The 13,943-nt window shown below is 58.2% G+C and carries 12 protein-coding genes; 11 read left to right on the forward strand and 1 reads right to left on the reverse strand.

What is annotated here, in order from left to right; translation table 11 throughout:
- Position 1 precedes the first annotated feature (1 nt).
- The 11 genes from cmk to IE089_RS01765 all read left to right on the forward strand — a co-directional run bounded on the left by cmk (position 2) and on the right by IE089_RS01765 (position 10,901).
- Positions 2–688, forward strand: coding sequence for a (d)CMP kinase (gene cmk, locus IE089_RS01715; RefSeq protein WP_189474571.1), 687 nt, complete (start codon positions 2–4; stop codon positions 686–688).
- A gap of 159 nt (positions 689–847) precedes the next feature.
- The gene (rpsA, locus tag IE089_RS01720) at positions 848–2,521 is read left to right on the forward strand and encodes a 30S ribosomal protein S1 (RefSeq protein WP_189474573.1); all 1,674 of its coding nucleotides are present in this window, start codon (positions 848–850) and stop codon (positions 2,519–2,521) included.
- A gap of 148 nt (positions 2,522–2,669) precedes the next feature.
- The gene (gene ihfB / locus IE089_RS01725) at positions 2,670–2,966 is read left to right on the forward strand and encodes an integration host factor subunit beta (RefSeq protein WP_189474575.1); all 297 of its coding nucleotides are present in this window, start codon (positions 2,670–2,672) and stop codon (positions 2,964–2,966) included.
- A 93-nt stretch (positions 2,967–3,059) separates the two neighbouring features.
- On the forward strand, positions 3,060–3,365 hold the full coding sequence (locus IE089_RS01730) for a lipopolysaccharide assembly protein LapA domain-containing protein (protein WP_189474577.1): 306 nt from the start codon (positions 3,060–3,062) through the stop codon (positions 3,363–3,365).
- On the forward strand, positions 3,358–4,563 hold the full coding sequence (gene lapB / locus IE089_RS01735; RefSeq protein ID WP_189474579.1) for a lipopolysaccharide assembly protein LapB: 1,206 nt from the start codon (positions 3,358–3,360) through the stop codon (positions 4,561–4,563). Before IE089_RS01730 ends, lapB begins: the two co-directional genes overlap by 8 nt.
- A gap of 22 nt (positions 4,564–4,585) precedes the next feature.
- Entirely contained in the window at positions 4,586–5,275 is a 690-nt protein-coding gene (gene pyrF, locus IE089_RS01740) for an orotidine-5'-phosphate decarboxylase (protein ID WP_189474581.1), read from the forward strand.
- 162 nt (positions 5,276–5,437) lie between these two features.
- Entirely contained in the window at positions 5,438–5,812 is a 375-nt protein-coding gene (locus IE089_RS01745) for a ComEA family DNA-binding protein (RefSeq protein ID WP_189474583.1), read from the forward strand.
- A gap of 90 nt (positions 5,813–5,902) precedes the next feature.
- On the forward strand, positions 5,903–6,811 hold the full coding sequence (locus IE089_RS01750; RefSeq protein WP_189474585.1) for an NAD-dependent epimerase/dehydratase family protein: 909 nt from the start codon (positions 5,903–5,905) through the stop codon (positions 6,809–6,811).
- A complete protein-coding gene (locus IE089_RS01755) occupies positions 6,808–7,788 on the forward strand; it encodes an MraY family glycosyltransferase (protein WP_189474587.1) in 981 nt (326 codons plus the stop codon). Before IE089_RS01750 ends, IE089_RS01755 begins: the two co-directional genes overlap by 4 nt.
- Positions 7,789–7,861: 73 nt before the next feature.
- A complete protein-coding gene (locus IE089_RS01760) occupies positions 7,862–9,898 on the forward strand; it encodes a polysaccharide biosynthesis protein (RefSeq protein WP_229802529.1) in 2,037 nt (678 codons plus the stop codon).
- Between the two features lie 40 nt (positions 9,899–9,938).
- A complete protein-coding gene (locus IE089_RS01765) occupies positions 9,939–10,901 on the forward strand; it encodes a DHH family phosphoesterase (RefSeq protein WP_189474589.1) in 963 nt (320 codons plus the stop codon).
- A gap of 25 nt (positions 10,902–10,926) precedes the next feature.
- On the opposite strand, the gene IE089_RS01770 is transcribed toward IE089_RS01765, so the two are convergent.
- Positions 10,927–13,920, reverse strand: coding sequence for an aminotransferase class III-fold pyridoxal phosphate-dependent enzyme (locus IE089_RS01770; RefSeq protein ID WP_189474591.1), 2,994 nt, complete (start codon positions 13,918–13,920; stop codon positions 10,927–10,929).
- Between the last annotated feature and the right edge of the window lie 23 nt (positions 13,921–13,943).

Raw genomic sequence — 13,943 nt, forward strand, 5'->3', positions numbered from 1 at the left:
GGTGACAGAGATTCCCGTCATCACGGTCGACGGCCCCAGCGGCGCGGGCAAAGGCACGATTAGCCATATGTTGGCCGATAACTTGGGCTGGCATTTCCTCGACAGTGGCGCCCTGTATCGCGTCACGGGTCAAGCCTGCCTGATTGAGGGTGTGTCCTGGGACGATGCGCCGGCGGTCGCCGAGATTGCTCGCCACCTTGCGGTGAGTTTTACCCGCGCCGACAGCGGCGAGGTGTTGGTTGCCTATAAAGGGCAGGATGTCAGCCGCGCGATTCGCACAGAAGAGGGGGGCAGGGGCGCTTCAACAGTCGCCGCTATACCCGCAGTTCGCGACGCTTTGTTAGCCCGCCAGCAGGACTTTCGCCAGGCACCCGGTCTGGTGGCCGATGGCCGCGATATGGGCACGGTGGTTTTCCCCGATGCGCCGCTCAAGTTCTACCTCACAGCCAGTGCTGAGGAGCGAGCCCAAAGGCGCTATAAGCAGTTGATTGCAAAGGGGGAAGGTGTTAGTCTCGCGCGCCTTCTCGAGGACATCGAGGAACGCGATGCGCGTGATTCACAGCGCAGCGTGTCTCCGCTGCTCCCCGCAGAGGATGCCATTATCGTCGACAGCACCGCCACCCCTATTGGGGATGTGTTCGCACAGGTGATGCTGAAGGTAAGTGAAAAGGGTCTTCAACAGGCCTGATCTTCCCGCAAATTCGTCGAAATGGCCACTAACAGGTCGGTTTCGTCGTGTCTTATCCAGCATCAGCGACGCCACTGGCCAGGATTAACTGACCCGGCCGTGCTGGACGCCCCGGTGATGTAGGCAATGTTTGCCGCAGTTACTGACAGGTAATGTGTAATGAGCGAATCTTTCGCTGAACTTTTTGAAGAAAGTCTGAAAACCGTCGATATGGAGCCCGGTGCAATCGTCACTGGTGTGGTTATCGACATCGATAACGAGTGGGTGACCGTCCACGCAGGCCTCAAGTCTGAAGGCGTCATTCCTCGTGCCCAGTTCAACGATGCAGCGGGTGAATGCACCCTCAACATCGGTGACGAAGTACAGGTCGCCCTGGAAACCGTGGAAGACGGTTTCGGCGAGACCAAGCTGTCCCGTGAAAAAGCCAAGCGCGCTGAGGCGTGGAAAGAGCTGGAAGCTGCCCACGCAGCCGACGAAGTGGTTCACGGCATCATCAATGGCAAGGTCAAAGGTGGTTTCACAGTCGACATTCAGGGCATCCGCGCGTTCCTGCCGGGTTCACTGGTCGATGTTCGCCCTGTGCGCGAGACCACTCACCTGGAAGGCAAGGATCTAGAATTCAAGGTCATCAAGCTGGACCAGAAGCGCAACAACGTGGTGGTTTCCCGCCGCGCGGTTATGGAAGAGGCCAACAGCGTAGAGCGCGAAGCGCTGCTGGAGTCTCTGCAGGAAGGCATGTCCGTGAAGGGCATCGTCAAGAACCTGACCGATTACGGTGCGTTTGTTGATCTGGGCGGCGTAGACGGTCTGCTGCACATTACCGACATGGCGTGGAAGCGCATCAAGCACCCCTCCGAGATTGTGGAAGTGGGTCAGGAAATCGACGTCAAGATCCTCAAGTTCGACCGCGAGCGTAACCGCGTGTCTCTGGGTCTGAAGCAGCTGGGTGATGATCCCTGGGTGGAAATCACTGGCCGTTACCCCGAAGGCAGCCGCGTCAAGGCGCGTATCACCAACCTCACCGACTACGGCTGCTTCGCCGAACTGGAGGAAGGTGTCGAAGGTCTGGTTCACGTCTCCGAAATGGACTGGACTAACAAGAACGTACACCCCTCCAAGGTTGTCCAACTGGGCGATGAGGTAGAGGTGATGGTTCTGGACATCGACGAAGAGCGTCGCCGTATCTCTCTGGGTATCAAGCAGTGCCAGCAGAACCCCTGGGATGCGTTCGGTGCGCAGTACAGCAAGGGCGACAAGATCGCCGGCGCTATCAAGTCGATCACCGACTTTGGCATCTTCATCGGTCTGGAAGGCAACATCGATGGTCTGGTACACCTGTCAGACATCAGCTGGAACGAGACTGGCGAAGAAGCGGTACGCAACTACAAGAAGGGCGATGAAATTGAGACAGTTATCCTGTCTATCGACCCCGAGCGTGAGCGTATCTCCCTGGGCATCAAGCAGCTGGAAGACGACCCCTTCTCCAACTACGTGGCCGAGAACGATCGCGGTTCAGTAGTCACCGGTGAAGTGATCGAAGTTGATGCCAAGGCTGTCACCATCAAGCTGGCGGAAGAAGTCGAGGGTATCCTCAAGGCATCCGACATCAGCCGTGATCGCGTTGAAGACGCACGCAACTCGTTCAAGGTTGGCGATTCTGTAGAAGCGAAAATCGTTTCTGTGGATCGCAAGAACCGTGCCCTGGCCCTGTCTATCAAGGCCAAGGATTATGACGACGAGCAGGAAGCGGTGAAGTCGCTGAAGGACCAGGAGGAGTCAACATCTCCAGGTACTATTGGCGACCTGATCAAGGCGCAAATGGGCGACCAGTAAGCGCTTTTCGGACACAGTCCGAACTCCTGAAGGGCTCGCTTAGGCGGGCCCTTTTTCGTTAAAAAATAACAACTTGCGTAATTTTAAGGTGGGGTCCACAATATGTGAACACGCGGGTTCGAGCCTCCGTGCCGAATAAGGATCGACAATGACCAAAAGCGAACTCATAGAGACAATTGCCGCGCATCAGTCGCAGCTGTCGTCCAAAGATGTCGAATTGGCGATAAAAACCATTCTTGAGCATATGTCGCAGGCCCTTGCGACGGGTGACCGTATTGAGATTCGCGGCTTTGGCAGCTTCTCACTGCACTACCGCGAGCCGCGACGTGGTCGTAACCCAAAAACGGGTGATGCAGTCGAGCTTACGGGCAAATATGTGCCGCATTTCAAACCGGGCAAGGAACTGCGTGAGCGCGTTAACCTTGGACTGCAGGCAGGCTTGTAGCGGCATCGTAAATCCCGGCGAACGGCGTGATTTAGCGGTCATGCCGTTTTTTTTCGCCCATCTATCTACCCCTCTTTTGCGGAGAGCGACGCTATGAAGGCAGTGCGCACCCTAATCACCACCGCCATCGTCGTGGCGATGCTGGCACTGGGCGTATTGTTTGCCCTGGCCAACGACGGGATAGTCGCTCTGGATGTGCTGATCTACCGATTCGAGTCGGGCAGTTTGGCGTTGTGGGTGCTTTTGGCGCTGGCGCTGGGCGGTGTGCTGGGCCTGCTGGCCTCCAGCGTCATGATGCTGCGTTTGAGAGCGCGCAATGCCAGCCTTACCCGCAAGCTTACCCGCGTCAAAACAGAACTCGAAAAATTGCGCACGGCAGGGCTGACCGACGGTGAATGACGTTCTGGTGTTTGGCCTGCTTTTTGCGGCCATCGCCATCGGCTGGTTCCTGGGGCGAAGGCAGGGTGCGCCCAAGGCAGTAGCCCCCGACCTGCCCAGCCAGTACTACAAGGGCCTCAACTACTTGCTCGATGGGCGTCAGGACGGCGCCGTGGATGCCTTCATTAACGCATTGGAGGTCAATAGCGAGACCCTAGAGACCCATATTGCCTTGGGTAATCTCTTGCGCAAAAAAGGCGAAGTTGCCCGCGCCATCCGTATTCATCAAAACCTGTTGGCACGACCCAGTCTGCCGCGCTCCCAGGTACATCAGGCGCACCTGGAATTGGCGCGGGATTACATCAGCGCCGGACTACTGGACCGGGCAGAGCGGTTGCTGTTAGATCTGGTGCAGGAATCCACAGAGCAGCGTCGCGCCAGTCACCGACATTTGCTGGATATTTATCAGAGTGAGCGAGACTGGCCCAGCGCCATAGCCCAGGCTGAAGCGCTGCTACCCCGTAAATCGCTGTTGAAAGGCTCTGCTCCCGCGGAAAATGACGGAGCCCAGCCGGTACCTGTTGTCCTGGCGCACCTGCACTGTGAGCTGGCGCAGGAGGCGTTGGAGCGCAGTGATTTACACTCGGCACGAGAAGAACTGGTGCGCGCCCTGGCCAGGGATAAGGACTGTGTTCGCGCCTCATTGTTGTTGGGTGATGTTGAGCGACGCGCCGGAAATACGAAGCTCGCCGTCAAGACACTGCGCAAGGTCCGGCACCAGGATGCCGACTTCGTCCCGGAAACGATCGAACCGCTGCGGCAGTGCTATGCGGAGCTGGGAGATCGGCAATCGCTGCGCCAATACCTGCGCGAATGTCTGGAACAGAATCCGGTGGCACCTGTGGTATTGGCACTGGCAGAGGACTTGCTGGCAAATGACGGCGAGGCAGTGGCACGCGAGTTTTTGACGCAGCAGCTTTCGCAACAGCCATCGTTGCGAGGCTTGGGTCGGCTGATCTCGTTGCAGCAGGCGGTTGCCTCTGACCCTGCGAGGGAGAATCTGGAAGCACTGTATCGCCTCGTGGAGCAGTTGGTTGCCGAACGGCCATTGTATCGCTGCAGTCACTGCGGCTTCACCGGCCAGCAACTGCATTGGTTCTGCCCCGGCTGCAAATACTGGGGTACAGTCCGAACACTGCACAGTCACAACAACGAGTAATTGGCATCAAACAGGAGTAAGAATGAGTGATCCGGTAATTGTGGCGCTGGACTATCCGGACGCGTCCCAGGCTTTGGCGCTGGCAGATCGAGTGACCCCGGAACTGTGCCGCATGAAGGTCGGCAAAGAGTTGTTTACCCGCGCGGGCCCTGGGCTGGTCGAGGCGCTGCAGGAACGAGGATTTGATGTTTTTCTGGACTTGAAATATCACGATATTCCCAACACGGTCGCCGGCGCTGTGCGCGCTGCAGCCGACCTGGGCGTGTGGATGGTTAACGTGCATGCGGGTGGTGGCCAGCGCATGATGGAGGCGGCACGGAATGCCGTTGAGGCCAGCGCAAATCGTCCTTTGTTGATCGCGGTGACCGTGCTGACCAGTATGTCTGATGAAGACCTGGCGGGGATGGGCTATCGCGAAACCGCGCATCAACGCGTCATGCGCCTTGCCTCATTAACCCAGGATTGTGGTTTGGATGGCGTGGTCAGTTCCGCGCAGGAAGCGGCTGAACTGCGCGCGGCCCACGGTGAGGACTTTTGCTTGGTCACGCCCGGTATTCGGTTTGCCGGCGATGCCGCAGGCGATCAGCGACGCGTGGTGACGCCGCGTAATGCAATGGATGCGGGCTCGACGTACCTCGTGATGGGTCGATCAATTACCGGTGCAGAGGATCCATTGGCAGCCCTCAAGCGCGTGCATGCGGAGCTAGCCTAGCGTCTTCACGTTTCGCCCGGCACTGCAGTGGGCGGCAAAACTGATCAAAGTCGGCGCTTATAGGTGTTAAGCAACCAACCCGGCCATGCTTTGGCGCTACCTTGATAGACTGTTCCTGGCGATACCAGCAAGGATGCTGGCTTACATCAAGGAGACGATGCCATGACACTTTTCAGTACACACACTTCACGCCTTTCTAGCGCTCTGCAACGTGGCTCCCTGGCCGCACACGTTCGCAAGGCTGCAATGCTGACCGCTTTACTCGCAGGTTATGGCGCGGGCTTCAGTCCTGCGCTGCAGGCACAATCCGCTGTTGCCCAAACAGCCATCGCCGTGCAGGCGTCGGTAAACATCAATACGGCGGATGCGGCGAGCATGGCCAGCGCATTAAGCGGTATAGGCCTGTCACGGGCCGAGGCCATCGTTCGTTACCGTGAGAGCTTTGGCGCATTCACATCGGTCGACGAGCTCGCTGAAGTAAAAGGAATTGGGCAGTCCACGGTGGATAAGAACCGCGCACTGATTGTATTGGAATAGCGCCGGTCTGATCCGTATCATCGGGGCCCACGGTCCCGATGCTTAAGCGTTGCGGGGCGCAGTTTATTCCAGGCAACGGTGACACATCGGGTGACAGCCTTACTCACAGGCGCTACAGGGTTTATCGGCACAGAACTCGCTGAGCACATAGTTGCAGCGGGCATACCTTTGCGTGCAACCAGCGCCACCGGTGGCTCGGTGGCGTCAACAGTAGCCGTCAAGCCAATTGCCATGTCGGACAGCGACGCATTTGCGGCGCTTTGCGAGGGCGTTGATACGGTATTCCACTTAGCTGGCATTGCTCACCAGCGAGCGGCCGAACAGGATTATCGCCTGATTAACACCGACGCAGCTGTAGCCTTGATGAAAGCGGCTATCGATGCGGGCGTTAGCACGTTCGTGTTTCTCAGCAGTTCACGGGCGGATCAACCGCTGCCCGGCGTTGACCCTTATGCGCTGTCCAAGCGTGAGGCCGAGCAGCGCCTGACCGCACTGGCCGAAGCTTCCTCCATTCGACTGATTATTTTGCGTCCCGCTCTGGTTTACGGCCCGGGCGTGAAAGGCAATCTGGCGCTGTTGGCCCGCGCCATTCAGCGCGGCTGTCCCCTGCCGCCGGAGCAGGGCGCACGCTCGATGATCGATCGTTCGGAGCTGTGCCGCTGCCTTCTGGCACTGGCGATGAGCGAGGCCGGTGGTAAAGTTCAGGTGCTTACCCTCGCAGATAGCCAGACCTACAGCACTCGCCGAATTATGCAGGCGCTGCGTAAAGCGGCTGGCAAGGGATCGGGAGTCACCCTGCCGCTGTGGTGCTGGCGATTGGGAGCGAGGGCGCTGGATCTGCTGACCGGCGCATCATCTGGAAGCTCCGAATTTCGCTTGTTTGGAAATGACACCGTGACATGCTCGTCGCTGGCATTTGCCAACATACCCATGCCTTCTACTCAGTTTGAAGACGCTGCCGGGGACATTCTCACCGCCAGCGGTCCGAGCTCTGCATGATTTCTCTCATCGTAACGCCGCTGATCTCCGTGCTGGCCTGCCTTGTGTACCGGTGGGCTGCGCGGCAGATGCAGATACTGGACCATCCCAACCAACGCAGTGCCCACCAGTGCCCAACACCTCACGGGGGCGGTGTACCTCTGATTTTGGCTTTCGCCACCGGTATGGCCGTGGCTGCGCTGGAATTTGGACTCTGGCCGTGGCCCTACCTGTTTCTACTGGGTGTCGCCCTGTTGCTGATGCTGGCAGGTGTGCTGGATGATGTGATCAATCTATCGGTGAATGTTCGCATGGCGCTGTATGTCTTGGCTGCGTTTGGTGCCGTCGTGGTACTGGGTACAAGGGATATCGAGTTCAGCCTTGGTTTTCTTGTACTACCTGTTTCGATGGTCGCGACCGTCTGGTTCATCAACCTGTACAACTTCATGGACGGCATAGACGGTATTGCCGCGGTTCAGTGCATCCTGATGGCGGGTTCTGTGGCCCTGTTGGTGCTGGTGGGCGGGGGCGATCAACGCTATGTGCTGGTCTGCCTGTTGCTGGCACTGGCGCACTTGGGCTTCCTAGTACTGAACTGGCCGCCAGCTTCACTGTTTATGGGTGATGCAGGCAGCATCCCCACTGGGTTTCTGCTGGCAGGGCTGGCCCTGTTTGGCTGGCAGCAGGGCATTGTTTCGCCGGCAATCTGGCTGATTCTGGCCTCACCTTTCATCGTCGACACCACGTGGACCCTGGCGATGCGTGTTCTGCGCGGGGAACGCGTCACCGAGGCACACGCCAAACACGCGTATCAGCGCCTGGCGCGCCGCTGGAACTCGCATTTACTGGTGGATGTGGCGCTGATAGCCCTGAACGCTGTGTGGTTATTTCCACTGGCCTGGGCGGTCACACTTTGGCCCGAGCAACAGTGGAAACTGGTAATTTTAGCCATCATCCCACTGCTGCTAATCATGGCGAGAATGCGGCATATAACGTAGTATTTCGGGTTCCACGCGCCATTAAAAAACACAACTATTGTGCGCGGTCGGCCATCAGGGATAGGGAGCAGACTTGCTTAAAGGGGTATTGCAGTACGTATTGCTATCGGTCGTAGAGGCCGCTGGAGGAATCCGCTTGGCCCTGGAAAAATTGGTCGAGTTGCCACGGAATATCAAGCAAACCATGTTGTTGGTGCTGGACATGGTGTTTGTGATTGCGTCGATGTGGCTTGCAGTTGCGTTTCGCTTCGGCCACACCGATTTCGTGCTGGGTCCCGTCGAGTACGCCTGTGGCGCTGTCACCCTGGCGGCCACCAGTATCATCTTCTTGCGCCTGGGTCTTTACCGCGCAGTTATTCGTTACATGGGCCAGCAGGCCATTTGGGCAATTCTGACGGCCGTTAGTTACTCCACCTTGGTGCTCGGCGCCGCTGTCTTCTTTACTCAGGCTGAAGTCCCCCGTTCTACCCCGTTTATTTACTGGGCATTGGCAATGCTCGGTGTCGGCGGCACGCGTTTGGTTGTGCGCGCCTATTACCAGACCAAACTGCGGTCACTGACCAAAAACGTGATTATCTATGGTGCCGGCGAGTCCGGGCGCCAGCTACTCACAGCGCTGCACCATGGCGACCAGTACCGTGCGGTGGCCTTTGTCGATGACGATATTCGCCTGCATCGCTCGGTGATCAATGGCCTGCGCGTATCCTCACCGCGCGAACTGGGTGAATTGATTCAAGAGCACAATATTACCCAGGTGTTGCTCGCCATCCCCTCGGCAACTGCAGAGCGGCGTCGTGAGATCATTAACTCCCTGGTTGGACTGCCGGTGCATGTGCGCACCGTGCCCAAGATTCACGAGCTTGTTGCCGGCCGTGCCGCCGTTACCCAGATTCAGGACATCGATCTGGACGATCTGTTGGGCAGACAGCCTGTGCCCCCTCATCCCGAGCTGATTGACCGCTGCATCACCGATAAGGTGGTGATGGTGACAGGCGCCGGGGGCAGCATTGGTGCGGAGCTGTGTAAACAGATCCTGACCGCGAAACCGAAAGAGCTCATTCTGCTGGATAACTCCGAGTATGCGCTGTACCAAGCCGAGCGCGAGTTGCGGGAGATCCAGACGGCTAACAACACCCACATCGACCTGGTGGTGTTATTGGGCTCAGTGCAGGATCAGCGTCGTCTGGAGACGCTGTACACCACTTTTGGTGTGAACACGGTTTACCACGCCGCAGCTTACAAGCATGTGCCCATGGTGGAGTACAACGTCGCCGAGGGCGTCGCCAACAACGTGTTTGGTACCTGGTATGCCGCAGAAGCAGCTCGGCGCGCCAAGGTCGAAACCTTTGTGCTTGTCTCCACCGACAAGGCCGTGCGCCCCACTAACATGATGGGTGCCTCCAAGCGTTTTGCCGAACTGATTCTCCAAGGGCTGGCACAAAACGATTCTGACACCCGTTTCTGTATGGTGCGCTTTGGTAATGTGCTGGGCTCATCAGGCTCCGTAGTGCCACTCTTCCGCGATCAGATTGAGAAAGGTGGCCCCGTCACGGTGACCCACCCGGAAGTGTCCCGTTACTTCATGAGTATTCAGGAAGCTGCGCAGCTGGTCTTGCAAGCAGGCGCGATGGGCACTGGCGGAGATGTGTTTGTGCTGGATATGGGTGAGCCCGTGCGCATTGTGGATCTGGCCAAGCGCATGATCCGCCTCAGCGGTTATGAAATGGACCACGACACCCCGGTGGGTGAGCATATCGATATCGAATTTATCGGCTTGCGCCCCGGCGAGAAGTTGCACGAAGAGCTGCTGCTAGGAACCGCTGTAACTGGCACGGGGCACCCCATGATCATGCGCGCTGAAGAAGAGTGCCTCTCTTACAGCCAGATGCATCAGGCGCTTAGCGAACTGATGCACTGCTGTGACACCATGGATTGTGCAGGTATTACGGCGGTGCTGAGTGAGGCTGTTGACGGCTTTGGCACTCATGAGGTTCGCCACGACCACGTGTGGGTGAAGCAGGGCCTTGCGGGTAAGCGCGGCGTGAGCAAACCTGCTGCTGCAGAAGCCAAAGTGCAAAGCCTGTTCCCGGAGCGCAGCCTGCGCGACTAGGATTCCCAACGACCGCTTGTAGCAGAACGACGTTCCCACCATGTCTGACTTTGACGTTTTCAACGGCGATGCCGATGGCATTTGTGCATTAACCCAGTTGCGCAACGCGCAGCCTCGCGATGCCGAGTTGGTGACGGGCGTGAAGCGCGATATTGCTCTGTTGAAGCGTGTGCATCCGGATAGCGGGTCACGGGTGACCGTGCTGGACGTTTCGCTGGACAAGAACCGCGATGAGCTGCAACGTGTTCTGATCGCTGGCGCTCGGGTGTTCTATTGCGATCACCATTTCGCCGGCGACGTTCCCGCCGATGATAAGCTTCAGACCCTGATCAATACCGCGCCGGATGTGTGCACCAGCCTGCTGATTAACAAGCATCTGGATGGCGCCTTTCTCGGTTGGGCTGTGGTGGGAACCTTCGGCGATAACCTGCGCCGAAGTGCCCAAGTATTAGCCAAGCCGTTGGGCCTTGATGAAGCGAAGCTCTCACAGCTCGAGAATCTGGGCATCTACATCAATTACAACGGCTACGGTGCGCGTCTTGATGAACTGCACTTTGAGCCGCAGGATCTCTACCGGCGTGTCGTGCAGTACGCCGACCCTTTCGACTTCATTGTGGATGGGGTCGAGGATTTCCAAAAACTGGAAGCGGGCTATAGAGATGATATGGCGGCAGCCGCTGCCCTGGCACCTGCACACAGTAATGCTTCAGTAGCCGCTTACTTACTGCCCGATGCGCCTTGGGCGCGCCGCGTCAGTGGGGTATTTAGCAACGACCTCGCCAACGCACATCCCGCTAGGGCACACGCTGTGATCACCGCTAAGTCTGACGGCACCTATCTGGTGAGCGTGCGCGCGCCGTTGGAAAATAAGACCGGCGCTGATGAGTTGTGCATGGAGTTCCCGACAGGCGGTGGTCGTAAGGCGGCTGCCGGAATTAACGCCTTACCGGGGGATAGTCTGGAGCGTTTTATTCAGCGGTTTAGCGAGTTTTACGGCAGTTAAACAAGACCTCGGTTCGTTTAGAGTCTTACCCTAGCTTCGATAGCACGGCATCGAATTGTGCCAACAGATAGCTCACGTCATCTCGATTGATAATCATCGAAGGCCGCAGTTTGATGACGTTATGCAGTGGGCCATCCGTTCCCGCCAGCACATGCTTGTCGCGCAACGCATTCACGATGCGACTGGCAGCGCCCGCCGCTGGTGCCAGGCTCTCATGATCCTTGACCAACTCTACGCCGAGAAAGAGCCCGCGCCCACGCACATCGCCGATGATGGGGTAGCGCGACTGCAGTTGACGTAAGCCTTCAAGCAGCTCTTCGCCGCGCGCCTTGGCATTGGCCTGCAAGCCATCCGCTTCGATGGTATCGATGACCGCCAGGCCAGCGGCACAGGCCACGGGATTGCCGCCGTAGGTGCTGAAGTACTCCATGCCGTTATCGAAAGCATTGGCAATGGCGCGCGTTGTGATCACGGCGCCCAAGGGGAAGCCATTGGCCATGGGCTTACCCAATACGACGATGTCCGGTGTTGCCCCCTGACTCTCAAAGCCCCAGAAGCTGTCTCCAAGACGGCCAAACCCCACCTGCACCTCGTCGGCGATGCACAAAGCGCCTGCCGCGTGCACAGCATCGAATGCGCGGCGAAGGTAGCCCTCGGGGAACTCGATCTGACCACCGACGCTGGGCAGTGTTTCCACCAGGAAGGCAGCAGGTGGCGTGTCGGCCTCAAGGAGCGCGTTGAGCGCCGTTGATACGGTATTGGCGTAACGTTCGCCAGCCTTGCCATCATCGCGCCTGTGGAGACCGCGGTAATCGTCTGCCAATGGCACCTCGTGAACCCAGGGCTTGCGACCACTACCACCGGGTCCCGCATATTTGTAGGGACTGAGATCAACAAGGCTGCTGGTATGCCCGTGGTAAGCACTCTCCATCACCAGTATGTCCTCGCGCTGCGTGAAAGTGCGCGCAAGACGCAGTGCCAGCTCATTGGCCTCGCTGGCGGAGTTCACGAAGTAACAGACAGACAGCGGTGCCGGCAGTGTTGCGGTCAGCCGCTTTGCGTACTCAAGAATTGTCGGGTGCAGGTAACGGGTGTTGGTATTCAGTAGTGCCACTTGCTGTTGCACGGCATCGACGACCCGGGGGTGCGAATGCCCCAGGTGCGCCACGTTGTTGTAAGCATCCAGGTAGGCGCAAGCGTGTGAGTCGTAGAGAAACTGGCCCTGGCCGCGCACGATGGTTAGCGGTTTCCGGTAAGACAGCTTCAGGCTAGGCCCCAGCAGGTTTGCACGCTGCTCAGCGAGGGCCTGCGTGTCTGGTGATGCGTCCATCAGTTCCGGACTCACCGGCAGCAAGTAGGCCGGATTGGGGCAGAGGCCGTGCCAGACTTCGCGCTGTGATGGTGCAATAACACCGGGGAAGTCAGCATCCATTCCCAGCAGATCCAGAATGATTTGCAGGTGCAGGTGCGGTGTCCAGCCGCCGTTCTCGTGGTTGTCACCGACCGCAGCGAAGGCCTGGCCCTTGCGAAGTTCATCGCCCTCTGACAAACCGGCGACGCTATCGCCACTCAGGTGCCCGTATAACGTATAGAAAGTATCGTTGTCGCTGGTGACGTGTTCCAGAATCACAAGGTGGCCGTAATCCAGCGGGGCGTCGTTATTGGCAATGCGGTGCACTCTGGCGGGAAGCGGCGCAAATACCGCTGAACCCGGCGCACAGAAAATATCGATCCCCAGATGCTCTGTGCGTGACTCGGTGGTGGGGTAAGCATGGCCTGTGAACTGGGGCGCGTTGTAGATCCCTCGTGCCTCGGCGTAGCGGCCAAAACTGTGGGTAACGCCCGCGGCTGCCATCTCTTTGTCGATGAGAGTGGTAAGCCCCTCCAGTGTTGCGTTGTCGGGTTTGGTACCCAGCATGAGGCTGCCAATACTGAGGTCTAGGCAATGACGATACTGGTCGACGGCGATGACCTCGGCAGCGTCACTGCCGTTGTTTTGTAGCCAGTGGAGAATGCGCGTGGACGCGTCCGTGATGCCCAGCCCGCAGGCGTGGCGAAACGCGGCCAGCGCAAAGGCATCAGAAACGGATTGTAAGTCTTTGAGGGCGCGCTTTACCGGTGCCTGGCTGATGGTGATGTAAGCATCGTCTGCGTTGTCCTTCTGCCTGTTACTCGAGATGGTCAGGCTCACTGCCAGTCGTGCTTTCACCAGTGGGAAGAGTACATCAAGCTCCGTGCCGGACAGCGGCAGTACCGAGTTGTATCCGCGCAGCACATCCGAGCAGGCGTTGATGGGGGCGGGCTTGTCCAACAAGTAATAGGCCAGCGCAATTGCCAAATCGCAAATGCGCGGCTGCCACGACAGATCACCAAAATCGATGATGCCACTGATGCGGTCTTCAGAAACTAAGACGTTGTAGTCGTTCGCATCGTTGTGCACCATGCCCCAGGGCAGTGCTCTCAGCTGTGGCTTGATGGTGTCCTTGAAGGCTGTGAGTGCCGACAGGGTTAGAGCGCGGCGCTCTGGATCAACAGCCTCAACCTGGTCAATCAACGCGTCGGCGTTGGATAAATCCCAAAGCCCCTCTGATGCGAACGGCGGCTGCGGCAGCGACGATAAGGCTTGCGTCAGTTTGGCCAACGCCCTGCCGAAGTCCTCTCCCAAGGCCTTCGTGTGCGGGTAGTGATGAGCCAGCAAGCGGCCCTCGCGCCAGCTCATCAGCCAAGCCAGGCGCACGCCTTCCGGAGTGTTCACCGTTGCTATTAATTCGCCCTGCCGGGTGGGAATGGGTGCCGGTGTTAATCCCAGTGGCGCTGCTTGCTCCAGTGCCCGCAGTTGTAATGCGAGTGAGTCCAGGTCGCAGCCGCTGTGCATAATTTTCAGAACGTGGCGTTTCTCTCCGGCTACAGACACGGCAAAGTTATCGTCCTGCTCGCCGTCCAGTCGCAATAGGGCGGTATCGTTGGCATCGATTGCCCAGTGCTCTTTGAGTAGCGCGAGGGCATATTCAGGGGTCATCGTTGTCTGTATCCGCGCGGAAA

It is taken from the genome of Parahalioglobus pacificus (assembly GCF_014652275.1).
Lineage (GTDB): Bacteria > Pseudomonadota > Gammaproteobacteria > Pseudomonadales > Halieaceae > Parahalioglobus > Parahalioglobus pacificus.

Excerpts from the sequence above, each read along its gene's own strand:
- rpsA (WP_189474573.1), top strand. The coding sequence starts at position 848 with ATGAGCGAATCTTTCGCTGAACTTTTTGAAGAAAGTCTGAAAACCGTC.
- ihfB (WP_189474575.1), top strand. The coding sequence starts at position 2,670 with ATGACCAAAAGCGAACTCATAGAGACAATTGCCGCGCATCAGTCGCAG.
- IE089_RS01730 (WP_189474577.1), top strand. The coding sequence starts at position 3,060 with ATGAAGGCAGTGCGCACCCTAATCACCACCGCCATCGTCGTGGCGATG.
- pyrF (WP_189474581.1), top strand. The coding sequence starts at position 4,586 with ATGAGTGATCCGGTAATTGTGGCGCTGGACTATCCGGACGCGTCCCAG.
- IE089_RS01745 (WP_189474583.1), top strand. The coding sequence starts at position 5,438 with ATGACACTTTTCAGTACACACACTTCACGCCTTTCTAGCGCTCTGCAA.
- IE089_RS01755 (WP_189474587.1), top strand. The coding sequence starts at position 6,808 with ATGATTTCTCTCATCGTAACGCCGCTGATCTCCGTGCTGGCCTGCCTT.
- IE089_RS01765 (WP_189474589.1), top strand. The coding sequence starts at position 9,939 with ATGTCTGACTTTGACGTTTTCAACGGCGATGCCGATGGCATTTGTGCA.
- IE089_RS01770 (WP_189474591.1), bottom strand. The coding sequence starts at position 13,920 with ATGACCCCTGAATATGCCCTCGCGCTACTCAAAGAGCACTGGGCAATC.